This is a genomic window from Acinetobacter sp. V91_7 (assembly GCF_031799075.1).
Lineage (GTDB): Bacteria > Pseudomonadota > Gammaproteobacteria > Pseudomonadales > Moraxellaceae > Acinetobacter > Acinetobacter calcoaceticus.
In genome coordinates this window covers 219832-245271 of sequence record NZ_JAVQNT010000031.1, presented here as the reverse complement: position 1 = coordinate 245271, position 25440 = coordinate 219832, and the positions used below count along the sequence as shown (strand labels likewise).

24 protein-coding genes are annotated in these 25440 nt (G+C 38.3%); 6 read left to right on the top strand and 18 right to left on the bottom strand.

Annotated elements, in window-relative coordinates; genetic code table 11:
* Positions 1-65 precede the first annotated feature (65 nt).
* Positions 66-965: an EamA family transporter RarD gene (gene rarD, locus RMB03_RS07620; protein WP_311075109.1), complete on the bottom strand. Its 900-nt coding sequence runs from the start codon at positions 963-965 to the stop codon at positions 66-68.
* A gap of 109 nt (positions 966-1074) precedes the next feature.
* Between rarD and RMB03_RS07615 the strand changes: the two genes are divergently transcribed.
* Complete coding sequence (locus tag RMB03_RS07615) at positions 1075-1545, top strand: Lrp/AsnC family transcriptional regulator (protein ID WP_003650920.1); 471 nt, start codon at positions 1075-1077, stop codon at positions 1543-1545.
* Complete coding sequence (locus RMB03_RS07610; RefSeq protein WP_080592926.1) at positions 1542-1658, top strand: AraC family transcriptional regulator; 117 nt, start codon at positions 1542-1544, stop codon at positions 1656-1658. Before RMB03_RS07615 ends, RMB03_RS07610 begins: the two co-directional genes overlap by 4 nt.
* Positions 1659-1827: 169 nt before the next feature.
* On the opposite strand, the gene RMB03_RS07605 is transcribed toward RMB03_RS07610, so the two are convergent.
* The 11 genes from RMB03_RS07605 to RMB03_RS07555 form a co-directional block, all read right to left on the bottom strand.
* Positions 1828-2553: an amino acid racemase gene (locus RMB03_RS07605; protein WP_311075106.1), complete on the bottom strand. Its 726-nt coding sequence runs from the start codon at positions 2551-2553 to the stop codon at positions 1828-1830.
* Position 2554: 1 nt separating this feature from the next.
* Positions 2555-3577 carry a D-cysteine desulfhydrase gene (locus RMB03_RS07600; protein ID WP_045435759.1) on the bottom strand — a complete coding sequence of 341 codons (1023 nt, stop codon included), beginning with the start codon at positions 3575-3577 and terminating at the stop codon, positions 2555-2557.
* A gap of 17 nt (positions 3578-3594) precedes the next feature.
* Positions 3595-4386: an ABC transporter ATP-binding protein gene (locus RMB03_RS07595; RefSeq protein WP_045435758.1), complete on the bottom strand. Its 792-nt coding sequence runs from the start codon at positions 4384-4386 to the stop codon at positions 3595-3597.
* Positions 4386-5165, bottom strand: a complete 780-nt coding sequence (locus tag RMB03_RS07590) for an ABC transporter permease (RefSeq protein WP_017390301.1) — start codon at positions 5163-5165, stop codon at positions 4386-4388. The genes RMB03_RS07595 and RMB03_RS07590 overlap by 1 nt, the downstream gene beginning before the upstream one ends.
* 9 nt (positions 5166-5174) lie before the next feature.
* The gene (locus tag RMB03_RS07585; protein ID WP_045435749.1) at positions 5175-6254 is read right to left on the bottom strand and encodes an ABC transporter substrate-binding protein; all 1080 of its coding nucleotides are present in this window, start codon (positions 6252-6254) and stop codon (positions 5175-5177) included.
* Positions 6255-6543: 289 nt separating this feature from the next.
* Positions 6544-7755, bottom strand: a complete 1212-nt coding sequence (locus RMB03_RS07580) for a GTP-binding protein (RefSeq protein WP_311075102.1) — start codon at positions 7753-7755, stop codon at positions 6544-6546.
* 42 nt (positions 7756-7797) lie between these two features.
* Complete coding sequence (nthB, locus tag RMB03_RS07575; RefSeq protein ID WP_311075099.1) at positions 7798-8445, bottom strand: nitrile hydratase subunit beta; 648 nt, start codon at positions 8443-8445, stop codon at positions 7798-7800.
* A 42-nt stretch (positions 8446-8487) separates the two neighbouring features.
* Positions 8488-9087, bottom strand: coding sequence for a nitrile hydratase subunit alpha (nthA, locus tag RMB03_RS07570; protein WP_311075097.1), 600 nt, complete (start codon positions 9085-9087; stop codon positions 8488-8490).
* An 84-nt stretch (positions 9088-9171) separates the two neighbouring features.
* Complete coding sequence (locus RMB03_RS07565; protein ID WP_311075095.1) at positions 9172-10686, bottom strand: amidase; 1515 nt, start codon at positions 10684-10686, stop codon at positions 9172-9174.
* Positions 10687-10826: 140 nt separating this feature from the next.
* Positions 10827-11705 (bottom strand): transporter, encoded by an 879-nt coding sequence (locus RMB03_RS07560; RefSeq protein ID WP_045435736.1) that lies wholly within the window; start codon positions 11703-11705, stop codon positions 10827-10829.
* 86 nt (positions 11706-11791) lie between these two features.
* Positions 11792-12841, bottom strand: coding sequence for a phenylacetaldoxime dehydratase family protein (locus tag RMB03_RS07555; RefSeq protein ID WP_311075093.1), 1050 nt, complete (start codon positions 12839-12841; stop codon positions 11792-11794).
* A 422-nt stretch (positions 12842-13263) separates the two neighbouring features.
* Between RMB03_RS07555 and RMB03_RS07550 the strand changes: the two genes are divergently transcribed.
* Entirely contained in the window at positions 13264-14214 is a 951-nt protein-coding gene (locus RMB03_RS07550) for an AraC family transcriptional regulator (protein ID WP_151745392.1), read from the top strand.
* A 103-nt stretch (positions 14215-14317) separates the two neighbouring features.
* On the opposite strand, the gene RMB03_RS07545 is transcribed toward RMB03_RS07550, so the two are convergent.
* Positions 14318-14755: a DUF2147 domain-containing protein gene (locus RMB03_RS07545; RefSeq protein ID WP_017390310.1), complete on the bottom strand. Its 438-nt coding sequence runs from the start codon at positions 14753-14755 to the stop codon at positions 14318-14320.
* A gap of 510 nt (positions 14756-15265) precedes the next feature.
* Here RMB03_RS07545 and RMB03_RS07540 point away from each other — a divergent pair.
* Positions 15266-15736 carry a spore coat U domain-containing protein gene (locus RMB03_RS07540; protein WP_311075089.1) on the top strand — a complete coding sequence of 157 codons (471 nt, stop codon included), beginning with the start codon at positions 15266-15268 and terminating at the stop codon, positions 15734-15736.
* Positions 15737-15779: 43 nt separating this feature from the next.
* Here the strand turns inward: RMB03_RS07540 and RMB03_RS07535 are convergent, their stop codons facing one another.
* From RMB03_RS07535 to RMB03_RS07520, 4 genes are all read right to left on the bottom strand, one after another.
* A complete protein-coding gene (locus RMB03_RS07535) occupies positions 15780-16478 on the bottom strand; it encodes a DUF1826 domain-containing protein (RefSeq protein WP_311075088.1) in 699 nt (232 codons plus the stop codon).
* Between the two features lie 153 nt (positions 16479-16631).
* Complete coding sequence (locus RMB03_RS07530; protein ID WP_311075087.1) at positions 16632-19163, bottom strand: TonB-dependent siderophore receptor; 2532 nt, start codon at positions 19161-19163, stop codon at positions 16632-16634.
* Between the two features lie 68 nt (positions 19164-19231).
* Entirely contained in the window at positions 19232-20188 is a 957-nt protein-coding gene (locus RMB03_RS07525; RefSeq protein WP_311075085.1) for a FecR family protein, read from the bottom strand.
* A 30-nt stretch (positions 20189-20218) separates the two neighbouring features.
* Positions 20219-20725: a sigma-70 family RNA polymerase sigma factor gene (locus tag RMB03_RS07520; RefSeq protein WP_004642252.1), complete on the bottom strand. Its 507-nt coding sequence runs from the start codon at positions 20723-20725 to the stop codon at positions 20219-20221.
* Positions 20726-21094: 369 nt separating this feature from the next.
* Between RMB03_RS07520 and RMB03_RS07515 the strand changes: the two genes are divergently transcribed.
* Positions 21095-22474 carry an EAL domain-containing protein gene (locus RMB03_RS07515; protein ID WP_311075082.1) on the top strand — a complete coding sequence of 460 codons (1380 nt, stop codon included), beginning with the start codon at positions 21095-21097 and terminating at the stop codon, positions 22472-22474.
* Between the two features lie 147 nt (positions 22475-22621).
* Here the strand turns inward: RMB03_RS07515 and RMB03_RS07510 are convergent, their stop codons facing one another.
* A complete protein-coding gene (locus tag RMB03_RS07510) occupies positions 22622-23044 on the bottom strand; it encodes a DoxX family protein (protein WP_017390317.1) in 423 nt (140 codons plus the stop codon).
* Between the two features lie 363 nt (positions 23045-23407).
* Between RMB03_RS07510 and RMB03_RS07505 the strand changes: the two genes are divergently transcribed.
* On the top strand, positions 23408-25354 hold the full coding sequence (locus RMB03_RS07505; RefSeq protein ID WP_311075080.1) for a phosphatase PAP2 family protein: 1947 nt from the start codon (positions 23408-23410) through the stop codon (positions 25352-25354).
* Positions 25355-25440 lie beyond the last annotated feature (86 nt).

The following is a 25440-nucleotide window of genomic DNA, read 5'->3' as shown; positions in this document are numbered from 1 at the left end:
CATTCATCGTGCATGTTGGATACTGGGTCGTAATCTTTTTAAAAGACAGCTATAAATCTCGAAAGTTAAGCATAAGTATTTTTCTTTATGCTATTTACCCCTTCAATGATAAGAGTACAAACCGCTAACCATATCGCAATATAAGTGGGCCATTCATCAGTTTTAATGGTTTCACCAAGTAATATAGATACAGCTAATAATAGGATTGGTTCAACATATACAAGAAGCCCAAAAAGAGTCAAATTTAGATGCGGTGCTGAAAGAGATTGAAAGCCTAAAGCAAGAGCACTGATCAAACCAAGACCTGAAATTAACCAAAGGGTATCAGGGTTGCTCATCAATTCATTTGAGCCAATATTCCCGTTAAAAATAAAGAATAGGCTAATAGGTAAACTCAGGATCATATCGAACCAAAGCCCTCCAATATGATTAGTATTAGTCTTTTGTCTTAACCAAAAATAAATCGGATAACCTAAACAAATAAGTAAAGTTGGCCATGTCAGTGTTTTTGATATCACCAACATGTTAATAATTCCAAGGATGGCAAAAATACATGATATTTTTTGCAATCTCGACATTCTTTCTTTAAATGCGATTCGCCCTACAATTACCATAATGATGGGCATTAAAAAATATCCAAGAGATACATCGAGGCCGTAACCATTGGTAGGGGCCCACATGAATAAGCAAAGTTGTAATCCAATAAGAAACGCAGAAAATATACGAGTTAAAAAGAAAAAGCGGTCTAGAAATATACGAGTGTATATATCACGCACTTGTTGCCAATTTCCTTTCAAAATAATAAAAAGAGTTAAACAGGGAAAAGTCAGCAATATACGCCAACCATACATTTCGTTACCCTGTAATGAGTGTAGTAAAGATGTATAGGCAAACATTAAAGCAAATAGGATAGAGCCAATTACATTGAGAGTTATACCAAGAGCCGTATTCGATTGAGTATGCATAGATATTTAATAGCAGAGTCTTTTAATTGATATTTTATTTCAGGTTGATTGATAATTAGGCTCTTATTTCTTAATATAAATGAGAAAATTTCTCACCGTATGGTTTGTGATGACATTAGATAAATTTGATTTAGCTTTACTTGAACTTCTTCAAAAAGATTGCCATATCCCATTACGTGAATTAGCAGATGCTATTCATTTATCTACCGCTTCAGTGCAGCGTCGAATCCAAAAGCTACGTGAAAATGGCTATATTATTGGAAATATTGCTGTTCTAGACCCTGATAAATTAAATCAAGTGATTACAATTCTGGTCGAGATTCGAGTAAACAAAACTCATGCGACTGATCTAGATGATCTAAAAAAAAGCTTCTCTGGGCCAGAAATTCAGCAATGTTATTATGTCACTGGTGAGGCAGACTTTATGTTGGTGCTGTTAGTACCGAGTATGAGTCGTTTTCAAAAGATTTGTGATGAGCTATTTCACAATAATTCTAATGTAGAGTGGTTCAAGACAACTGTTGTACTAGATCGAGTAAAAGTTACATTAGAAGTTCCAGAAATAGATAAAAAGTTATAAATAGCATTTCTGAAGTAGCTTTAGATTATGGTTTTACTGATTTTTCACATTTTAGCCATGCATTCAAAAAGGCTTTTGGTGTAACACCTCGAGAATATTTTAAAAAGTCTTAAGAATATTTAGAAAATTAGGAAAAAATTACATGGTTCTTGAGATAAAGGATTACGTCAAAAACCATGCAATTTATAAATAAAGTCTTTTAAGACCTCGAAGCTGATTTAATTCGATACCATGTTTGGTTCCGTCCAATTATTCAGCTTTTTAGATTTGGAGAACATCATTTTAGAGTTGCGTATTTCGATAAAACCAATTTACACAAGCATCCGCCAAAATTTGTGTGGTATCAAAGCTCACATCTAAAATTGGAGATTGGATTGCATGTAACCCAATCGGAATTTCTGTACAAGCTAAAATAATCGAACCAGCACCTTTATCTATGAGTCTTTGGCTTAATTCTTGAAAAACGCTACCCGCTTTAGCCGATTCATTGCGTTTTACAGCATAAACAGCCGGCATAAATTCCTGTTCTATCTCTTCATCTGAATTAATGACAAAAGGGATGTTATGCTTGCTTAACTCAAGTTGATACAACTGAGTAGAAAGGGCACCTTTAGTTGCCAATATTCCAACCTTATCACCAGATTGATAGTTCTTTAAAATCTGTTGCACCGTAATTTCAACCATATTTAAGATTTCAATATGGGTATGTTGCTGTAAGTCAGAATGCCAGAAATGTGCGGTATTACATGGAATTGCGATTTTAGAAACGCCACTACGCTCTAAAATTTTTAGTCCATGTATCATTGCATTTAAAGGGCTTTCACCTAAGTTTTTAAGTGCAAGTTGTCGGTCAGGAATACCACCATGATTCCAAGCGATTGTTGGAATATGTTCCTGATCTTTAGTGGCAGGGCTTGCATCGAGCAGACGCTGTTGAAAATCGACAGCAGCGCCCGGTCCCATACCACCCAAAATTCCAAGGGTGGGGAGTTCTGAAAATTCTGTCATCTTACAAACGGTATGCATCTTTGCTAGAGAAGGTTTTACGATAACCGAATAAGCCTACGGCACCGCCTGTATGAAGGAAGATCACTTTGTCATCTTTAGTGAAATGACCCTGACGAATGAGGTCGACTAAACCTGCAAAACCTTTACCTGAGTAAACAGGGTCAAGCAAAATACCTTCAGTTCGAGCAAGCAGTTCGACTGCCTCAACCATGCTATCGGTTGGAATACCATAGCCATCGCCAACATAGTCACTATTTGCAATTACTTTTTCACGGGCAATAAGATCTGCGCTTAAACCAAGATGTTCTAAAGTTGCACGAGTAAGTTTATAAACATTTTCTTCTTGTTTAGATTTTTCAGCACGAACGCTAATACCGAGTACTGGTAAGTTTGAGTGAGTTGCCGCAATACCCGCTAAAAGGCCAGCTTGAGTACCCGTGCTACCTGTTGCATGTACAAGATGAGTCGGAGCCAATTGAATCTGGTTAAGTTGGTTAATTAATTCAATTGCTGTTGATACATAACCTAAAGCACCAATAGCGTTTGAGCCACCGCCCGGAATAATGTACGGACGTTCACCTTGTAGTTCTAATTCTTTTGCTTTGGCTTCTAAAGCCGCCACCATATCTGTGCCACCAGGAACAACCTCAATCGATGCTGCGCCTAAAATCTCGTCGAGCAATAAGTTTCCATTATTGTAATATTCATCTGTACCATCACTAACGCGTTGCTCGAGTAAAACAGATGCCTTTAAGCCAAATTTATTTGCTGCTGCAATCGTTTGGCGAACATGGTTAGATTGAGTTGCACCTTGAGTGATTACATGTGTTGCACCTTTCGCAAGTGCATCACCAATTAAAAACTCTAATTTACGGGTTTTATTACCGCCTGTAGCCAGACCTGTAGCATCGTCTCGTTTGATGTAAATCTGGGGACCATTTAACGCTTTAGTTAAGTTAGGTAAAAACTCTAGAGGAGTAGGCGCATGAACCAGTTGAACGCGCGGCAAATGACTTAATAACATAATAGTGTCCTAAAATTTTAGTGTATGTAATCAATCATGCGACTTACTTCTTTGCGCATAATTTCTAAAATATGTTTTTTGGTTTCAATAAATTCTTGCTGTGGCGCAATATTTTCAATGCTGCGGGCACGAGGTAAATTTACTTGAATATCTTCAGCAATACGCCCAGGATGGCCTGCCATTAAAATAATGCGATCTGCTAAAAGTAGAGATTCATCAATATCGTGAGTAACAAATAAAACGGTAGTTTTATTATCTTGCCAAAGCTGAGTCAGTGTTTCTTGCATCAAAATACGTGTTTGAGCATCTAAAGCCCCAAAAGGCTCATCCATCAATAAAATCTTTGGCTTCATAACCCACGCACGGGCAAGGGCAACACGTTGCTTCATACCACCTGAGATTTGCCAAATTCGATGATTTTCGAATTTCTTCAAGCCCGTTTTTTCTAAATAGTATTCAGTTTGCTCAGCAATATATTTAGCTTCAGCTTTTGATTGCTTAAGTGGAAATTGAATATTCTCTTTTACTGTGAGCCAAGGAAATAACTGAGCCTGTTGAAATACAACAGCTCGGTCAATGCCCGGTGCTGAGATGGTTTGACCATCTACATAAATGTCACCTAAAGTTGGTTTTTCAAAACCAGCAAGTAAGTTCAAAATAGTTGATTTACCACAGCCAGAAGGCCCAAGTAAGCAAACAAACTGACCTTCAGGAATTTTCAGATTAATATCTTCTAAGACCGTATTTTCCGTTTTGTTTTGTTTAAATATTTTCTGAACATTATTTAGCTCAATAAATGGTTGAGTCATTATGCTTTTCCTGTCCAAGGGGCCCATTTTTGCTGTGCTTTCACAATGAGCCAATCTAAAATAAAGCCAATTGTTCCAAGTAAAATAATTCCGACAATCACAACATCTGTACGCAAATAAGAGCCAGCATTAATAATCATCCAGCCTAAACCAGAAGTTGCTGCAACCATTTCCGCTGCAATTAATGATGTCCAACCAATACCAATAGATAAACGAATGGTGGTGAAAATTTCAGGAAGCGAAGAGGGTAAAATGACACGAAATAAGATTGCTGTTTTTCCTAAGCCCATCGTTTGTGCTGCTTGAATCAAACCATATGGAACGTTTTGGCTTGCTGCGGTTGCACCCACAATGACACTAAGCAAAGTCGCAATAAAAATAAGGAAAAATTTAGATTCCTCACCAATCCCTAGCCACACAACAACTAATGGAATGAGGGCAATTTTGGGAATAGGGCGTAAGAATTGTACAAATGGATCTAAAACGGCATTAAGTACAGGGCTACGACCCATTAATAATCCCAAAGGCACACCAATAATGATTGCAACGAAGAATGCAAAGAATGCACGCGCCGTACTTACTAAAATGTGTTGGTAAAAAGGAGCATCACGGTAACCGTTTTTAAATAAATCTAAAACTGTATCTATAATTTGTAGTGGAGAGGGCAACAAAATTGGTGATACAAGTTTGAATGTACACACAAGCTGCCAAATAATCACAAAAGTGATTAGCGATAATGCACTAATCACTTTTAATTTAAACGGGTTCAACTGAATCATCTCATAACCTTATTTTGTCGCTTCAATAAGGTATTTACTGTTTATATTAGGCGCATAGCTCTTTGGAACATCCGATTGTTTCAACTCGCCAATATTGACTAAGAATTTAGCAATATCTTGAGTTGCTTTAGCTAAGCCAGAGTTTTCATCGTTTGGTGTCGCACCTAAATATTTTTCAGAGGCTTGATCTTTCAGAGGAATGTACTCAATACCAGCAAGTGTGGTTTCGACTTGATCATATGGAAGGCTTAAATATTTAGAAATTTTTTGGGAAGCAGCTTTAGGATCTTGTTTATATTCATCAACTTGTTCTTGGTAAGCTTTCAGGAATTTAATTACAAGATCAGGGTGTTTTTCTGCAAACTCTTTGCGGACAGCAAAGTTGTTGTAAACCAAAATGCCTTTTTCATTTAGCGTCGTTGTACGATAAATTTCTTTACCGCCTTCTTTTTCTAGCTGCTGAGTAAATGGTCCCCAAACATAGGCTGCATCAATATCACCACGTGTCCATGCAGAAACAATTTCAGCAGGCTTAAGTGGGATTAATTTGATTTTTGATTTATCAATTTTATTTAATGCAAGGGCCTGTTCTAAAGCATATTGCGCAGTGGAGTTTGCGGGGAAGGCAACTTTTTTACCTACCAGATCTTGCAGGTTTTTAATGTCAGGACGGACGATTAAACGTTCTGCACCAGAAATTAGACCTTCCAAACCAATGATTTCAATTGGTAATCCGCGAGTGATGCCTGCAACAGCCGGACTTGAACCAAAACGAGCAATATCAATTTCATTTGCGGCGAAGTAATTAATTACATCCGCACCCGAAGCAAATTCGACCCACTTAATTTTTGTACCTAAAGCTTTTTCAAAATCTCCATCAGCTTTACCAAGAACCCAAACTCGTGGGCCGCCGCCCCAAGCAAAACGTACTTCTTTTGGAAGTTCAGCAGCAGACGCAGTTTGAGAAGCTTCTACCTTAGTTTCATTATTTTGCTGTGAATTATTTCCACAACCCGTTAAAAGTGCAAAGCTGAGAACCCCTAATGATAAGACCGCATTTTTAAAGTGAAAATGTGTTGCAAACAACATTATATTTCCAGTAATTTTCGAAATTTACTCGATCTTAGTGAAAATTTATGATTAATAAAAATATGAAAAAGTGGAATGGATATATGCAAAGATGAGTTTATATTTATCAATAAAAAAGCATTATTTATCACTTAAACTTGATAGTTGTCCTTTTAGTTAAAATCGGTACTTAAATAGGGTGAACTAACTGTGAAATTAAATTATTTATATAAAAATTTTTAACTATTAGGTCCTAGATTTGATCTTATGAAAATCAACCCTGTTCTAAAAAAAAGTGGGTTGATAAACATTAATAATTTGTCCAAACGTCAGGTCCGTCTTCGATTTCATCTAATGTTAATAAACACTGATCAAGTTGCTGTTGAAGTTGTTCCGAGTCAATATTTTGACCGATAAAAACAATTTCCTGTCGACAGTCGCCTGTATGTTCATCCCATTTTTCAAAAATACTATTACGACGATAAGCATCCTGAGGCCAGTCAGCCTGATTAATAAAATTCCACCATTTGCCTACATATTCCCATGCAAATTGATTTCCTGTTTGCACGAGCATCGCAATATCCTGATAACTGTTGGCAAACCAGATGTAGCCTTTACAACGCAATAAAGCACCGTTATTCCATGCTTGCTGTAAAAAGCTCTGAAAACGGTGAGGATGAAAGGGAAGACGCTCATGATATACCCATGAAGAAATACCATAATTTTCAGATTCAGAATGAATACTCTCATTCGGATCCATCTGTTTCATCCATCCTGGGGATTTCACTAAATCAGGTAAATTAAATTTGTGAGTATTTAGAACTTTTTCCAAATCAATTTCCCCAAAGGCCATGGGTAAAATTTCTGCTGCTGGGTTCAGTTCATTGAGCAGTGATCGCAATTGATAGAATTGTTCTTGTCCAATCACATCAACACGACTGACTAAAATAACATTAGCGTATTCCACTTGTTCGATCAAAAGATCCGATAAAGGGCGTGTTGTCGACAACTCTTCTTCTTGATGAGCTGTTTCTACTTTGTCATTGGATTGAATCATTTGAGCAAAGTTTTCACCATTTACTACAGTGACCAGCGTATCTAAACGGGCCAGCTCACTTAAGCTAAAACCATTTTGATCAAGAAAAGCAAAAGTTTCGGCAACAGGCATGGGCTCTGAAATACCCGTTGATTCTATTAAAATATAGTCAAACTGTGACTTGCGCGCGATTGTACTAATTTGTTCGAGTAAATCGGCCCTTAAGGTGCAACAGATACATCCGTTGCTCATTTCAATTAATTCATCAGTACCACGACTGAGATCTACATGACGGCGCACATCTTCAACATCAATATTAATTTCACTCATATCATTGACGATTACTGCTACTTTCATATTCTGCTGATGATTCAGAATATAGTTCAGTAGGGTGGTTTTACCTGAACCTAAAAAGCCAGATAAAACCGTCACAGGAATACGAGAGGAATTAAGTTCAAATTCTGATTTTAATGATATTGCTGTCATGCATGACCTCATAGTTCGTGATAGTTAATATAGAAAATCAGGTTAAGAGGTCTGAGCTTTATCTAAATAGCTCTCAAATAAATCAACGACTACAGAACCTTCAAGACCTGCATCTCCCCATAATTCTTGTGTTGAAAATTCCACATGATACGTTGGTTGTGGTAATGCATCAGAATGACCATGACCCGCAGCATCTGGAAATGGCCATTTTTCTGTGGTGCGGTGAAGGACAACACCTGTTTTTCCTCTTACATAGGCAGGTACACGAATATGACCAGAAATATATTCATCACGGACTGTAACTCGGTCTCCAACTTCAAATGGTGGACGTCCTGAAATTGCAGCGCGGCCATTTGAATGATTTGGGCTAGCGAGTTGAAAATGAGATCCTAAAGCGTCATCTAATTCTTCTTGCGTAATCACACCAGTCTCTGTAAGCAAAGTTGCTGTTGCAATCACATAACGCTCGTAATATTCAGTTCCAACATGTTGCCGTAAACCAATACGCTCTACAGCATGACGAATCTGATCAATATTAAATTTATTGAGATGTCCTGCACCTAAAAACATTAATGTGTAGGCGAGGTGTTCCCAATCTTTTTTAAATACAGGTTTGTAACTCTTGCTATTTATTTGGTGATCAATTGAGCCAAAACCTTGCATACCACCTAAATCATGAAAACCATCCATTATCATTACTCCACTATATAGTTGATAAAGCGTTACTAAAAACTAAGGCAATTTTGGCAATGCAACACCAATAAGTACGTCCTTGGTGATGAGCTGTTGAAGTTCTTCTTCAGTCATATGCTCAGTTCCTTCAGGACGCATTGGTAATACCAGATAACGTGTTTCGGCAGAGGTATCCCATACTTTGATTTTGATATCTTCGGGTAATTCTGTGCCCAGTTCTTTTAGTACCGTGCGGCCTTCACGCACTAATCGCGCCCGAAATTCAAAACTTTTGTACCATTCCGGTGGTAAGCCCAACACGGGCCAGTTAGTACAAGAACAAAGGCTGCAAACAATTACATTTTTGATTGTTGGTGTATCTTCAAGGGCAACAATATATTCACCCTGTGGGCCGGTATAACCAAACATTTCACATGCAGCTGTGCCATTACTTAATAACAGTTCGCGATAGGCTGGGTCAGTCCACGCTTTAGCAACCACATGAGCGCCGTTAGCCGGATCAAATTTATTGGCAAGCAGATCGGTTAAACCTTCGATAAATCCTTCTGGTATTAATCCTTTATTGCTAAGCACTTTGTGTAATGCCCATGCTCTCTCGTCTGGGGTGGAGTTTGATGTTTTAGAAACAGATGTACTCACGTGTAATACTCCTTGGTAGAGATGAGTGTCAACGAACCATATTCATGAAGAAATGGTTTGATTGAATGAACGTTTTGATTTTGCTTAAAAAGTTTTCCAGTCAACCGCTGCTTCAAAAGCTGCTGCTGCTTGATAAATAGTGCCTTCGTTAAAGTGACGTCCGATGAGCATCATGCCAACAGGTAGATCATCTACGAGACCACATGGCACACTCATCGCTGGATGGCCTGTAATATCTTGTGGGGCTGTATTTCCAATCATTTCAAATGCACGGGTAATATATTCCGTTAATGAACTGTCTGAGTCGGGCAGAGGTTGGGCAACAATAGGTAGAGTTGGCATTAATAGAAGATCGTATTCAGCCAATTTTTGGTCATAACCTGCACGGGCACGTCGTACAATATTTTGTGCTTTAGCGTAGTAACGACCTGAATAGTTTCGAATGCCGTATTCGCCCACAAACATACAGACTTTTAATGTTGGAGAAAGCTGATCGGCTTTTTGGCGCCAGTCTTTATGTTTATCGAGTAGTTTGACATCGTATAAGCCTTCCCAATTGAAGCCCATGCCATTCCCATGCATCATTTGTGCAGTCAGGCCTTCACAGCCTATTGGTGTCCATAATGCACCTGCGAGTTGATGTTCAGGCAAGGAAATTTCTTCAACAATAGCACCGAGTTTTTCAAACTCAGCTGCGGCTTGGCGGACTTTTTCTGCCACTCTTATGTCCATATTGGGTAGAGCAAAGCCTTCGTTAACAACACCGATTTTTAAACCCTTCACACCGCGATTTAAATAACTTGTGTAGTTTTCAACGTGAACAGCATATTGACGTGGATCCAGCCCATCTATGCCTGCGATGACTTCAAGCAGTAGTGCATTATCTTGAACCGAACGGCTTATTGGCCCTGCATGATCAATAGTATTTTCAATAGGCATGATCCCACTATATGGAACCAATCCATGGGTGGGTTTCATCCCATAAACACCGCAAAAAGCAGCCGGAATACGGATTGAGCCGCCTTGATCGCAAGCGATTGCTAAATCGACATCGCCGTTTGAAACAAGTGCAGCACTCCCAGATGATGAACCACCTGCACAATAACCGTGACGATATGGATTGTGTACTGGGGCAGGGTCTGAGGTATGGCTACCACCTGATAGACAGAAATGTTCACAGGTAGCCTTACCTAAAATCGTAGCACCTTCATCAAGCATACGAGTCACTACAGTGGCATCATAATCGGGTATGAAACCTTCCAATGTAGATGAACCATTCATCATTGGAACTTGAGCAAGTGAGACATTATCTTTCAGAGCAACGGTTTTCCCTGAGAGTTTTCCAGTGGGTGCACCTTTGACTTCAGTTTTGTAATACCATGCATTGAGATAATTTTCGGTTGTATCAGGGCGATAAGGTTCAGTACGTGGGTAGTGAACTTCTGGAATTTCATCAGCCAGTTCATCAATCAAATCGTATGCATCAAAATTAGCCTGCATAACACTTAGATATTCCTCGGCTTCTACGTCAGTCAACTGCATGTGCAGGTTGTTTGCAATCTGTTTTAAATCGTCGATAGTTGGTCTTTGAATTGCCATAATTTTTTACCCGTCACTTGTTATTCTGACTGAAGATATGTTTTAAATTAGTCTGTTCTTTTCTTGAAAACTTGATTTAAAGCGCCAGACAATTGTTCGAAAAGGACAACATGAGCAGTTATCCTGATAGGGGCTAACTTTTAAAAAATGCGTAAATAACGCAAGTTCAGACGAAAATCTTCTTTAAGGCCATCATCTACTGAAAGATCACGTCCCAATTGCACTACGAACTGGTCTTTAGGCGTCATAAATTTGCTAATAGCAAAGCGAATGTTGGTGGTTTCGGTTGAGTTATCTTGTGAAACATTATTGATTTTGGTTTCACCACCCCAGTTATGCCCGATGCCTAATCCCAAAGAGGTTGTGGCATTTGGCATATAGCGTCCCATGACTTGTGTTTCAAACGAGATATCCTGTTTAAGGGTGTCAGAATTTGCTCCGTAATTATCGTTATTGGTGTAAAAGACCACATCACCCACCAGATCTAATGCCCAGTTTGGTGTGAAATGTTTAACATATGCACCCTGTAAATCAAATTTCCAGCGATTACTCCCCAAATTTAACGGTTTATCATTGTCGTAATCTCCGGTCGGAGCATTAAGATAAAGCGTTCCTGCAAGAACATCTTTAGCATCATTTAAGCGATAGCGGACAGGAGCGGTTAAAACAAGATCTCCTATACCAGAGGTGCTCCCAAGTCCGCTTGCATTGTCTTTACCTTCAACGCGACCAAAGGGTAATAAGAACTGTGGCTCAATGGTGACGCGATCGCTGAGTTCGAATACATGGATCATCCTTGCGATTCCTATGTTTGATTCGACTTTCATATCTTTTGCGGCAGTTGAACCATTGCTATAAAGTGCATCGGTCGTGGCATGTTGATAATATATTGCACCGAGAGTTAGGCCACCGGGAGCTTGCTCATAATCACCTGGCATAACTTCAGCCCCATGTGTTTCAGCATATGCAGCCAGTAGGGCTATTAACATCATGTAATATTTATAATATTTTGAATTCATTTGCATTTCCTTTAGGCAATAACCAGCCATGAGCACAGTCAGACTGTGCCTGTATTCTTGTGAAATAAAATAATTTTTAGGGTTATTTAGGTGGTTTGTGCGTCCCGCATCATGCCTGTTTGGGAGTGGCAATTGATGTATTCAAATATTTGATGTTTGGCATCGCTGACTGAAACTTCATGATAAAGACGCAAGTTTTGTAAGCCGGTAACAACTTTGAAAAAAGTGGTAAAAATTCTGAGATGTGTGGGATGTGATTCTGCCCAGCGTTCTAGTTTATCTAATGAGCGCCAGTAGCCTATATCGTAAGCGATATCGAGTAAGTTACCGTCCAGATCAACATTCCGAACAAAACGGTTGCTATAGCATCCTACAGATTGGCCTTCATCGCGAAGGAAATCCATGCCATCCTGCAATGAAGGAAGCATTTCATTAAAATATAATGCTCTTTCTTGTTCATCTGCATTGACCCAGTCCTGACCAGAACGAATTAACGTAATATTGTCATGGCCCTGTACGATTACACGTCCACCTTTTTGAGGATCACCTGAAAGTATCTGTAATTCGCCGTTGGCTAACATGCGATCTGTCTGTGAAACCGGAAAGCGTTCTCGTGCAGATCCCCAATATCCATGTTCTTGAATATCATCGCTGATACGATCCATGACCGCGCCCACACCAGGCAAATCTTCTTTAAATGCATATAAGGTTTCAAATTGTTCAGCCCGTGGCGAAACAATTTCACGAAAATAACCGATGCCATCATTTAGACGTTCATCTGAGTTCCACCAGTCATTGACCTCTGCTAAACGTGCCCATTGACAGTAGGCAGCGGGATCACGCCAGTAACCAACCACAATATAATTTTCATAGTTCTGATTATCAGTATGATGTGTTATATCGTGGTTTAATGGTCCGTTTTCTAAACCAAAACTTTTTACGATGTGCTGCATCGCTTTTACAGCCGCAGCTTTTTGGTCTGGTTTAAACTGTATACCTAAATAAGCCATCACAACTTGCTGAAGATCTGCATCAGCCCGAGCTACCCACATGGCAAATGGGGGTTCATATTCATCATGAATTCGGCGGCTAAGTGTGCGAGGACATTTTAGATGTTTGTCGATTGCTGATTCCATTTCTTTTCTCCTACATCTCTTATTGCAGTGTTTCGATCGCAAAATTCGTATTGCCTTAATCAAAACAATTAGGCGTTGTTTTAACGGTTGTTTATGTTGGGGGAGCACCGTTGTTATATTGATATTACGCAAGGCATAAAACGAAACTTGGTCAGAATGGACAATCGCTTGTTTAAAAAAGACAGGTTTTAGTTTGATCAAAAAAAATATATCGTTTAATTTATAGTGAGCTGTTGATGTTGCAGGATTGCTCGATCAGCATGTAAAAAAGTATAAGTAGATGAATAAAACAAACGAGTCTTATGGAAAAGACTTTAACTGTGCAAAGAGATAACAGAAGAGTAGTGGTATGAAAGTTGCTTGATAAAAGCAAGACCATATTTTTTGACATCTTGCGTAGTCGTATAAGGGATTAAATTGCCATGAATCATTATCAGTCATTAAATCCGATTCATTATTCAACTCAAGATATAAATGCATCTGAACGTTTCGAATATTGGAATGATGTTGTGTTAAGGCACTGTATTCCAGCTCAAAGCAAGCCTGAAGATGAAAAATCTTTTAATGGTGAATTAAGTGTACGTCATCTTGGTTTGATAGATATATGCACTGTTTCATCAACTATGCACTTTTGGGAACGCACTGAAAAGCATCTACGGTTTGGGCCAAATGATGATTTGTGGCTTGGATTTATGGAAAATGGTTGTGGACAATTAGCTCAAGGTGGCAGAACAACACAATACCGAAATAATAGCCTCATGCTATACGATGCTGCACAAACCTTTCAGTTTAATTTGGCTGGAAACAAAAATCACTTAATCCGAATTCCTCGCTATTTATTAATCAATCGTGTTCCTAATATTGAACATTTAACTGCTCAAGTTTTGGATGAAACTCGGCCTGGAATTATTCCTTTGCGTGAGATGCTACGACAATCAGTAGATCAAGCATTTGATTTTTCCAACATAGATTTTGCTGAACGCTTTGCTAAATCAGCTTTAGAATTATTGGTATTAAGTTTAGAAGTACAGGATATTGCGAAGGTAAATATTGAGCGGGATTTATATAGTAAAGCGATGAGTTTTATTTTAAGAAATTTACAAAATCCTGAACTTAACTTAGAAAAGATTGCACAGACACATTGTGTATCAACACGAACATTGAGTAGGGCATTTGCAAGACATCAAAAGACGGTCATGTCAGTCATTTGGTCTGAACGTTTAATAGCAAGTCGTGACGCACTAAAAAGTGGTAGGGTGGCTAGCATTTCTGAAGTAGCTTTAGATTATGGTTTTACTGATTTTTCACATTTTAGCCATGCATTCAAAAAGGCTTTTGGTGTAACACCTCGAGAATATTTTAAAAAGTCTTAAGAATATTCAGACAATTTTGAAAAAATTGCATGGCTCTTGAGATAAATGATTATGTCAAAAAACCATGCAATTTATAAACAAAGTCTTTTAAAGACCTCGAAGCTTATTTAATTCGATACCATGTTTGGTTCCGTCCAATTGCAGAGATACCAATGTATCCACGAGCGATAAGTTTGCTCCCATCTGGTGACATTGTTGCACTAAAACGATATGTCTTATCTGACTGTGGGTCGAGGATAGATCCTTTGTCATATTTATTTTGACCTACACTTTTTAAATTTTTGACGATGGTTAAACCAATTAAAGATTTGTTTTTGTAGGTGCCTTCACACATCGTACATTTATTGGCTTCACTCGGAACGAGTATTTTTTCGATGTTAGCAGAGAGGTTACCATTTTTATCTTCGTTAAATCTTACCAGTGCTCTGGGTTCATTGGTTGCATCATCAATTGTTTTCCAAACACTGCCATGTAGTTTGTCTGAAGCAAATGAATGAATCGAATAAAAGCTGAGTAAAAGTAATAATAAATATTTTTTCATATCAATAGTTTCTCTAATTAAAAACGGGTGGCTTTAATCGCCAGAATGATTCATTTTAAATTTAACTTCACAATCTTCTTTATATTGAATCAATAAGATAAATAATATGTAAAGTTATAATCTATTTATCGAGATATTATTTTGATCAATTTATTTATGCAATTGCGATAATAGACATAATTATTAAATATGGCCTTAAAAGCCGATGATCAGATTATTAATAATCTTTAGAAGTAGGGCGAGTAGGCTGGTATACATGGTGATCAATGTTGACAAAATATCTGCTTAAAAGAAATAAAAAACATCAACTACTTTTAAAATTAACTAGATTGCGTGTAATTCATCACAATTTATAAAAACAAGATGGAAATCATGTGTTTGGTATTGATTGACATTACCTAATATTAAGTTTTATAACTAAAAGATCCTGAAAACTGTTTCTTTAACCAGAACAGAGAAATAACAATATAAAGACGAATAGATATTAGAACGAAAATATAAGGAGAAGAAATGAAAGTCATTAAATACGCCTTATTTTCTCTTATGGGAATGCTGATAATAAATAGTGCAGATGCCGGAAATACATCTACAGCATTAAAGGTCAGTTTAACTATTGTAGAAACGTGTGAAGTTTCCACACAAGGAAATTTAGATTTTGGTTCAGTTGTTCGCTCTCAGCCAGTTGCTGGTGCAAGAACGGATGTATCTGTCCAATGTAGTCAAAATACACCGTATCAATTGGCGGTAACTTCAGACAATAACTTTGAACTTAAATCTGCTGCAAGCACAGCATCTGTTGCATATGTACTCTATCAAGATGCTGGTCATACCCAAATTTGGGGAGGGTCAGGAAGTAAAGTACGTTCAGGAGTCGCAACAGGAATGAAAGAAACTATTCCTATTCATGGGGCAATTACATCGAGTACCAATGTTCAGGCAACCAAGTATGAAGATTGGGTTCGTGTGAATGTCATATATTAAGAGTAGAAAAAAGTAATGATGAATATAAGAACCACCGAAACATTTAACAAATCAACAGCAATCTATACTCGCCATCCTTTTCAACAGGTGCTCGATGAACACACGGTAAAACCTGTTGTGTAGGATGGTCTACCGCCAGACGCCACAAATGTCCCGTGCCTAAATTTACAGGTTGGGCGTTAGATTTAGGCTGATAATGCAAATCAAAAAAATACTCTGCCAAGAAGGCTTCAAATTCAACATCTGGGCCATCATGTAATTCTTTGAGCTTTTCTCTAATTTCTGGGATTAAAACTTTTTGTTCAACCTGATCATTGGGCACAATATCGCTAGCAGCGCCGTGATAGGTACATAAAAAGGTGTCTGTTTCAATGGGGGAGCGATCAACATGAAATGAATATACGTCTGTTGAAATGAAATCTAGCTCTTCATCGCGCTCATAATGTTTAAGCAAATTAAGTACAGGTGATGCGCCAAATTCAGTTAACTGCTCGATATCTTCTAAAATAGTTTCCCTTGCCAGATTGCCTTGTTCTGAAAGGTTTAGCGCTAAAAGGTCTTCAATAGAAACTTCTGTAATATTTTCTTTTAAATGAAGTTTATTCACAATTTCTTTAAAGTCACCAACCAAATTTCTGTGCCAACACATCGCATTTGCCTCTCCTTGAAACTTTGTATTTATAAGTTCAGGGAAGCTAGACACTTGTCTAATTTGATTGCTGTCAGAAAACGTATTCTTCATATGAGAATTAAATAAAATAATAGAGCATGTCTAATATTATAACCTGAGCTTAGTCGAAAATATTCTAGTCCAGCTTATTAAGTAGATTTAACCTTACTTCAGAAGAACATTATTTGCCTCTGAAGTAAGGTCTTTAAAAGTCGAGTAATTTATTTACCACTCATATTTCACACCCACTCGAAAATTAGTTGGAGCGCCGTAATAGCTATTTGTGGTGGCTAAATGGTATTTCTCATTAAATAAATTATTAAGGTTGAAGTTGAGCATAAGATTATTGTTCACCTTATAACGTGCCATTAAGTCGACTAAAGCGTAACTTTCTTGAGTAAATCTACCCGTTGCAGAGACTGCATTTTTCTCATAAATTTCGCTTTGCCAACGAATGCCGCCCCCAATGGTAAGCGCTTCATCAAGATAAGGCAGAGTATAGGTAGTAAACAGTTTGGCTGTGTTATTTGGCACACCAGTATTTAATCGGTTGTCTTGGCTATCTTTTGATAAGTTACGGCTAAAGCTTGTTGAAACTTGCCATAAATCAGTCAACTTACCTGTCGCTTCAATTTCAAAACCTCGGCTTTTTGTGCCAGATTCTGTTCGATAGGCTTGAGAACCATCTGGGGCAAATACATTGGTTAATGCAATCGCTGTATTGTCCTCTTTAGTTTGATAAATAGCAGCGCCGACATTTAACTGATTATCAAAAAACTCACCCTTAATCCCCAGCTCGGTACTATTGCCTATTAATGGATCTATGTATTCGCCTGTAACAGCTTTCTTATCTTGTGGTGAAAAAATATTGGTATAACTTGCATATGCAGTCCAGTTGTCAGTGAAATCATAGGTAATGCCGACATATGGAATCACTTTGCCACTTTCTTCTTGTGTTGTGTAGGTGGTCTTATTGTTAGCATCTGAATGGTTGCCCGTTACGCGTTCCCAGTCTTCAATTCGAGTACCTAAAATGACTGCAAGATTGTCGGTTGCTTTAAGACGAATGGCACCAAAAATAGATTGGCTACGGTCATCTCCGCTGTACCAACCATCTATTTTTGTTTCGGGGCGGTTAGGTGTACTGCCATCCCACGCAAAAATGTTTTTTAGAGTGCCGTCCCATGTCATTCCGTTATTCCAGCCAGAATAGGTGGGGCGTTTATTTTTACTTTTTGTGTAGGTTGTGCCGAGTACTACATCATGAGTTTGATTAAATAAATCAAATGAACCATTTAAAGTTAAATTAAATAAGTCTTGAGTAGGACGATAATCCCAACGGGTTGCGTATAACATTGCTCCACTACCAGTGACTTTATCAATTCCTTCACTCGAGTAGGTATAGCCTACAATTTCATCTGAATCGGTAATGGTTCTAGACACCACACCTTTTAATTTCCAGCGGTCATTAAACTGGTGCTCAATATCAGCAAAGTAAGATGTCGTTGAACGGTCTGAACCCGTCCAACTCGCTGCCGCTGAATCTGAACGGGACCAATTAATGAGTGTGCCATCTGTATAAAAGCTTGGTAAACCACCTCTAGCGACACCAGTCAAATCGATTTGTTGGTAACTTGCACCCAAACTTGCTTTGGTTCGGTCGGTTAAATCAGCTTCTACTACGGCATAAGCCACTTTACGCTCTTCGTTGTAACGGTCGATATAAGAGTCTGATTTTTGGTAGGCAAATAGGGTACGACCACGAATAGTCCCAGATTCATTAAGTGGTGTGGAAACATCAATATCGGTACGGTAAGAATCCCAAGAACCAATGTCAGCACTCACCGAAGCTTTAAAGTCCTGTAATGGTTTTTTGCGGACCAGATTAATACTTGCGCTTGCACTTCCAGCACCTGTCATTAAGCCATTTGCACCGCGCACGACTTCGACACGGTCAAATAAAGCCATATCCTGACTTTGGAAAATACTTGAATATGAACTCATGAGCTTCACGCCATCGAGTAAATAACTATCCACTTCTTTACCGCGAGCATAAATAGGGGAATTATCACTACCAATATTTCCGCCTTGTTTAATTGAGAGGCCTGCCGCCTGACTTACAACATCGGTTAGTTGTGTCAGGTTCTGATCTTTCATTTGTTGATTGGTGATTACACTGACCAGTTGAGGCGTTTCTTTCAGACTTAATGCTAAGCCAGTAGAAGCGGTGGTTGCTTTCGCCGTATATAAACCTGAACCTTCGGTTGTTAGGTTTTCGCCATGATCAGCATTAACATGAATTGTTGCTAAATGGGCTGTACCTGCTTCACCGCCCGCCGTATCAAATTCATTATTGTTATTTGCTTTGGTTTTAATCGTTTCCAACTGAAAGACTTTGGGTTCAATCGGAGCGGGAGAAGACTTCACTCGAATGCTATAGCCGCCATTGTTGACTTTAACGGCTTCAAATGGGTGACTTTGCAATAAAAGGTTTAAGGCATCATCAACAGCGTAATTCCCTTTAAGCGCTTTGCTTTTTGTTTTTGAAAGGCTGGCATTATCGTAGCTAATGGTTGTACCCGTTTGAATCGCTAGTTGCTTAATGGCCTGATCAAGTGTGCTTTGATTAATTGAAATGCGATAAGTTTGCGCAGCGTAAGCAGAAGTTGTGGTAAGCGCCGTGACCACCAATGGCGTACTCCACAGCACTGCACGTATAGCCAAAGCCAGTTTACTTTTTGCTTGATAATCCTTCATGTGGTCTTCTCGACAGAGAGTGTATTTCTCTATAAGTCGAATCAGATCAAAAAAAGGGTCATGTTTTTTTATCTTTTTTTAATATTTAACAGATAAGGACTGTAATAGGTCAGTTCAAGTTGATGGCCATAGGCCAAAGTTTCTAAGCTTTGCTCAGGATTTTTTAGAGAAAACACGCCAGAAATCTTAATATCTTTCAATTCTGGATCGAGGCTATAGGTTCCCTTTTTATAGCGGAATAGTTCATCCAACACTTTTTGTAGTGGCCATTGATCTACGACTAAAAGTTGTTGGGTCCAGTAAGGCTGATCATTATCGAGTGGAAGTGATTTTGAAATATATTTTTCATCAAAAAAAGCACGCTGACCTTGTTTTAATATCTGCCGTTTAGATGAGTGCTCTGGCTCAATGGCTACTGCGTGCTTATACACTTTAACTTTTGTTTGTTCGCTATTTTCTTGTCTCACTGAAAATTGAGTTCCTAAGGCTTCTACCGAACCATTCTTGGTTTCGACAATAAATGGCCGATGTTGAGCATCTTTTGCTGTTTCAATATAAATTTCCCCATCAATCAGTTTTATCTGGCGTGTCTCTTGTGTGAAATTTATATCGATATAGCAATTACTTGCCATAATGAGTTGTGAACCATCTTTTAATGATACTTTTTTAATTTCACCGACTTTGGTGTGATAGTCGGACTGCCATTTTTCCCAAGGGATGAAATATACCGACAAACCAACAATGGCTAAGCCCGAAAGACTTAACAGCATATTGCGTTTAGCAGCGAGGTTAAATTTTTGATTGGACTGGACTAAAGCTTCGGAAGGGAAGTTACCTGCAAGGTTTGTTAAACCATGGCTAAACTTTTCCATTTGCTGGAGTGCTAATTGATGTTCTTTTTTTTCAGCTTTCCATTGCTCAAACTGTTGCTGCTGTAACGCTGTCATTTCCTCTGAATGCAAAAGTACCAACCAATCTGCGGCTGTATCTAAAACATGGTGAGGGATTTTCGTAATATCTGACATAGGGTAGCAATTTAAGTGCGTTTAACGGGTTTAATTATAGAGGTCTATACATGCCAAAAAAGCTTGTTTCATATCTCTTTTTACTGTGGCCTCAGAAATATTGATTTTTTCACTAATTTCTCGATAAGTCATGCCATCTAGTTGCGACATCAAAAACACTTGAGCCGTTCGGGTGGGGAGTTTTTCTAAAATTAAATGAACCTGATACAAGGTTTCTTGAATATAAACTTCATGTTCGGCAGAGGGATAATATTCTTCTGGAAGATGTTGTAGGGCATCGAGATAGAGATTTTCAATATGTTGACGACGCCAATGGTCAATAATGACATGCTTGGCGATCCCCATTAGCCATGCTTGTGGCTCTTTAATTTGTTTAAAACTATATTCACTTTTTAAAGCACGGTAAAACACTTCCTGACTCAGGTCTTCAGATTGATGATGGTGCTGAAGTTTATGTTTAAACCATGACAAGAGCGTGGTTTGCTGAGAACGGTAAATTTGGCTAAACCATACTTGTTTATCTACATTCAGGTTCATAGCAGAGGAGCCCACAAATTGGAAATGAGTAGCACAATTAAACAAACATTTAAGATATTCTTAAATAGTAATGATAATTATTATTAATATCAATCATTGAAACGATATATTCTAAAAATGGTAATGTTCTAATTTTTCACTATTTAAAGCCTGTACCTTAGTCGCTGAGGCATGTATCGTTAGGGAATAATACTTTAAAATTATAGGGTGATTGAAAAAGCAACATCATTCAATTAAACAACTGGACTGTACCACCACAATTAAAACAACACTGATCTCAAGTCGAATCATATAAAGAACAAGGGAATAAAACATGAAGTTTTATTGGTGAATATTGAAAAGGAAAATCAATGATCAAGATGGGGGTCTATGAAGAAATATTTTACGGTTGATTTATTTATGATAGCTCCGTCTTACTTTAAAAAACGTCAGAAAAATTACCGCGCCGTAAAGGATCAGCAGCTTACAATCGCAGCAAAAGCGAATATCTTTATTTGCATTATTTTTTGCTTGTTTTGGACCATATATTTCGCATTTTCTCAAATGTGGTTGATTGTTGGTATGGATATCTTTTTTACACTGATCTCCATATTTAGTCTTTTTCTCATTTATATAAACCGTGTTTCAGCGGGCATTCTTTTATCTCAAGTCGTTTTGCTTGTTTTCCCAGTCATTTTTTGCTTATTTTTTGATGTAGCTACAAATGACCGTCCGCAGGTTGCTCAATTGTTTTTACCTGCTGGGGCGATATTGGGGTATTTAAATTACCGTAGAAATCCAAGCTTTTTACAAATCGTTTTAATTCTATTGTCGATCGGGTGCTTTATATTTTTTAGTGGCAGCTCTTTTAATCTTGATAGCGCTATACCTTTGCCTGAAGATATTCGTGACCATGGTGGATGGATTGCAACTTGTGTCGCTACGCTCATGATTTGTATTTCAATTTACACCATGCAATTAGAGATACAAACAGAAAATACCATGGTGCAAGACCTACGTTTAGCACTGGCTAAAGAACAATTTGAGCTTTTTTATCAACCGCAAATTAATGCTTCTGAAACGCTAATTGGCGCAGAAGCTTTATTACGATGGCAACATCCAGTTTTAGGTTATGTTCCCACGAAAGATTTTATTCCCGCGGCTGAAACTTTTGGGTTAATGCCAGAGATTGGGGAGTGGGTATTGGTTCAAGCCTGCAAAGTTTTAAAAGATTGGAGTAAAAAAGACGAGACCAAAGATCTTACGCTTTCAATCAATATTAGTGCTGATCACTTCATGCAACCAAACTTTGAGCAGAGTGTGATCGGGCTGATTCAGCAGTATGAGATAAATCCATCTCGACTCATATTAGAAATCACTGAAAATATTGCTTTAACGAATTGTGTAAGCATGATTGAAAAAATGCATTTCTTGTCTAAAAATGGAATTCAGCTTTCTCTTGATGATTTTGGTACAGGTTATTCATCTTTAAGCTATTTACAGAAGATGCCCATTAGACAAATCAAGATTGATCGTAGCTTTGTACAAGCAGCTTTGGATGATAAACGTAGTAATAAATTAGTCACTGGTATTATTAAAATTGGACTAGATTTGAACCTACAAGTGTTAGTAGAAGGAATTGAAACTGCTGAACAGTTTAGCGCTTTTAAAAACAATGGCTGCACGGAGTTTCAAGGCTATTTATGGGGATGCCCCATGCCTTTAAAAGATTTTCTTAAACAAGTGTCATATCTGAATAGTTTGGATTAGTTTTTGATTTAATTGGATTTTATTCTTATTCTTATGAGTTTTTAAAATAAAAAAAGAGAGCTTGAGCTCTCTTTTTTCTTAACTTTGTTATGTTTGTTTATTGCGTTTAGCTCAATGCTTCTTAAATTAGCTGATAATTTAAGGATCTTACTTTTTATCCAAAGAGATAGTTCCAGGACCAGTGAACGCTAATAAAATGAATCCCCCAATAATGCTTATATTCTTGTAAAAATTAATCATATTAGGATGAACGGCATCACCTGTCATATTCCAATATGCATGGCCGATAATTGCAGTTCCTAATGTGTATAAAGCAAAAATTAAAGCAACTGGACGGGTAAAGAAGCCAAGCACAATAAGAAGAGATCCGCCTACTTCCATTGCTACAGCAATAGCGGCTGCAAGAACAGGAAGAGGGGTATGTAATGATTGCATGTAACCCACAGTGCCCTCAAACCCCATCAATTTGGGTATGCCTGAGATGAGAAAAAGAGCAACTAGCAGTATGCGTGCAAGTAATAATAAAATTGATCTGGCACTTTTTAGCTCAAAATATTGTAAGTTATTCATATGAAATACACCTTATATGTATATTGTTGATAGTGTGATAGAGAGCACCTTTAATCCTTTTTGATAGTTCTAATTAGAGTGGCTGCACTCTTATAATTCTATATCGATAGCCGAATCAGCCCATACCAAACATGGTGTTCCTGAGTATGAGTATAGTATCACCAAGAATGTTTCACAATTGCACCCTCTGAATCTAGATATTCTTGTCTTTAAAGAATTTCCTTATCCATTTGCTTATGGGCAATTCCGACCTATAAAACTGAAAAGATATTATTTAGAATAAATTTAAATTAACTGGTGATATGTAATAACAACTAAACATTAATGATGAAAGATACGGATATTTATTAAACGGGTCACATCATGTCAAGCTTTAAAATAAATACACTTTTACTTTCTCTTATCTCTTGTTCGGTCTTTTTTACAGGGTGTAATGACAGCAATTCTTCTGATGATAATTCGACAGCAAATCAAGAAATACCCGCAGCGCCAAAGGGTGTAGGTTTTGAGGATACTGCTCCAGTCCCATCAAATATCACCACCATTGTAGATTCATGGGTGACCAATCAACGTGGCGATGCACGTTATGCCACGGTTGAAACAAATGCTGGGGTACGTGTGCTGAGTGGCTTTTTAGATGTATGGACGCCCTCAAGTTTATTTGTAGATGCAGGCCAATCTGCTGAGGCAAAAGATGGCTTTCCGGCTGTAGTCGCATCAAACTGGACAGGTTTACCGGGTGACAGAACGGACGGTACAAAAAAGAATGCAGATGTATTGAACTACAATATTAATTATTCAATTCAGACCACCCATAAACGTACAGAAGAAGAAGCTATACGTGCCTATTTAGATGATAGACGCGGAAAAAGTTATAGCGTAACGACAGGGATGGGAGCATTGACCGATCCGTGGCGAAAACTTACTGGGCAGACCACCACAATCAATTCAGTGCCAGCTGATGCCGCACAAGTAAAATATGATGACAAAGGAAATAATAGTGGGCTGACGACGGCTGATGGAAACGCCAACTTTGGAAAAGTCGTTGAATTTGTTCAAGCGATGGGGAATAACTCATCGACGGAGTCAGCAAAACGCTTTTATAAATATGCTCGCCCGTGGCGTTGGGGTTCAGAAGTTATTGTTGTACCGAGTTTAGAGTCTGCAAAAAGTAGTACGCCTGCAACTGACGGTGGATTCCCGAGTGGGCACACAGCCGAAGCTGGCCGAAATGCAATTGCAATGGCTTATTTAGTGCCTCAACGTTATCAGGAACTGATCGCGCGTGGTTTAGATCTTGGCGATTCACGTATTATTGCGGGCATGCATTCAGCGATGGACGTGATTGGTGGACGACTTCAGTCGATTGCCGCAGATGTTGCAAACTTAAATGCCATGACTGTCGAGCAACGAAAAGAAGCTTATTTACAAGCTCAAACACAGCTTATGAAAGAAACCAATAGCTCAACATTTGAATCGTTTAATAGTTTGTCTAAAACACCGTATGACGCTAATGACCGTTTTGCCGATCTTGAAAAATTAAAACAGCAGGTGAATCACTGGATGACCTATGATTTTAACCAAATTGGCGATAAAACAAAAATAGCCATAGTACCTAAAGGCGCAGAGGTTTTACTGGAAACCCGACTTCCTTATTTAACAGCCGATCAGCGCCGTGTAGTTTTGAAATCGACTGCTCTTGCTTCGGGTTATCCTGTCATGGATGACGTAGAAGGATATGGTCGTTTAAACCTGTTTAGAGCGGGCGCAGGTTATGGCAGCTTTGATGGTGACGTAAATCTGACCATGGATGCAAGTTTAGGTGGCTTTAGCCAATATGACCAATGGAGTAATGATATTACGGGTGCAGGTAAACTCACCAAATTAGGCACGGGAACTTTAGCACTGACAGGAAATAACGCATTTACGGGCGGTATTGATTTAAAGCAGGGTGGTTTAGAAATATTGTCTGAGCATGGTGCTGGTCAAGGCGATATTTATATGTATGAAAATAGCCTATTAAAAACCAACTCAGCTAAAACCGTTAATATTGCGGGTAGCTTAACTCAGCTTGCAGGGACCACATTCAACATCACGTTTAAATCGAATGTACTTCCAGCAGTTCAGGTGGCAAATACCCTGACTTTAAATGGAACATTGCAGCTCGTCACAAAAGACAATTTAGCGGCAGGAACTTATACGGTGTTATCAGCTAAAAAAGTCCAAGGCACCTACAAAAAAGTGACACTGAATGGCAAGGATATTACGCCAATCTATCAAAATAATAGCGTTAAGTTCACGGTGTCATAAGCTTAACTGAGATAATCGACATCCATAGTTAAAATTTAATTGGGCCACTCCAGAAGTGTAATTAAACAATTTTGAAGAGTGGCCAG

Bases quoted from the DNA above. Each gene is read 5' to 3' on its own strand.
- RMB03_RS07515 (WP_311075082.1), top strand. From the start codon at position 21,095: ATGAAGAAATATTTTACGGTTGATTTATTTATGATAGCTCCGTCTTAC.
- RMB03_RS07615 (WP_003650920.1), top strand. From the start codon at position 1,075: ATGACATTAGATAAATTTGATTTAGCTTTACTTGAACTTCTTCAAAAA.
- RMB03_RS07525 (WP_311075085.1), bottom strand. From the start codon at position 20,188: ATGTCAGATATTACGAAAATCCCTCACCATGTTTTAGATACAGCCGCA.
- RMB03_RS07550 (WP_151745392.1), top strand. From the start codon at position 13,264: ATGAATCATTATCAGTCATTAAATCCGATTCATTATTCAACTCAAGAT.
- RMB03_RS07535 (WP_311075088.1), bottom strand. From the start codon at position 16,478: ATGAAGAATACGTTTTCTGACAGCAATCAAATTAGACAAGTGTCTAGC.
- RMB03_RS07505 (WP_311075080.1), top strand. From the start codon at position 23,408: ATGTCAAGCTTTAAAATAAATACACTTTTACTTTCTCTTATCTCTTGT.
- nthB (WP_311075099.1), bottom strand. From the start codon at position 8,445: ATGGATGGTTTTCATGATTTAGGTGGTATGCAAGGTTTTGGCTCAATT.
- RMB03_RS07585 (WP_045435749.1), bottom strand. From the start codon at position 6,254: ATGTTGTTTGCAACACATTTTCACTTTAAAAATGCGGTCTTATCATTA.
- RMB03_RS07555 (WP_311075093.1), bottom strand. From the start codon at position 12,841: ATGGAATCAGCAATCGACAAACATCTAAAATGTCCTCGCACACTTAGC.
- RMB03_RS07530 (WP_311075087.1), bottom strand. From the start codon at position 19,163: ATGAAGGATTATCAAGCAAAAAGTAAACTGGCTTTGGCTATACGTGCA.
- RMB03_RS07565 (WP_311075095.1), bottom strand. From the start codon at position 10,686: ATGGCAATTCAAAGACCAACTATCGACGATTTAAAACAGATTGCAAAC.
- RMB03_RS07560 (WP_045435736.1), bottom strand. From the start codon at position 11,705: ATGAATTCAAAATATTATAAATATTACATGATGTTAATAGCCCTACTG.
- RMB03_RS07600 (WP_045435759.1), bottom strand. From the start codon at position 3,577: ATGTTATTAAGTCATTTGCCGCGCGTTCAACTGGTTCATGCGCCTACT.
- rarD (WP_311075109.1), bottom strand. From the start codon at position 965: ATGCATACTCAATCGAATACGGCTCTTGGTATAACTCTCAATGTAATT.
- RMB03_RS07580 (WP_311075102.1), bottom strand. From the start codon at position 7,755: ATGACAGCAATATCATTAAAATCAGAATTTGAACTTAATTCCTCTCGT.
- RMB03_RS07510 (WP_017390317.1), bottom strand. From the start codon at position 23,044: ATGAATAACTTACAATATTTTGAGCTAAAAAGTGCCAGATCAATTTTA.
- RMB03_RS07605 (WP_311075106.1), bottom strand. From the start codon at position 2,553: ATGACAGAATTTTCAGAACTCCCCACCCTTGGAATTTTGGGTGGTATG.
- RMB03_RS07540 (WP_311075089.1), top strand. From the start codon at position 15,266: ATGAAAGTCATTAAATACGCCTTATTTTCTCTTATGGGAATGCTGATA.
- RMB03_RS07520 (WP_004642252.1), bottom strand. From the start codon at position 20,725: ATGAACCTGAATGTAGATAAACAAGTATGGTTTAGCCAAATTTACCGT.
- RMB03_RS07595 (WP_045435758.1), bottom strand. From the start codon at position 4,386: ATGACTCAACCATTTATTGAGCTAAATAATGTTCAGAAAATATTTAAA.
- RMB03_RS07545 (WP_017390310.1), bottom strand. From the start codon at position 14,755: ATGAAAAAATATTTATTATTACTTTTACTCAGCTTTTATTCGATTCAT.
- RMB03_RS07590 (WP_017390301.1), bottom strand. From the start codon at position 5,165: ATGATTCAGTTGAACCCGTTTAAATTAAAAGTGATTAGTGCATTATCG.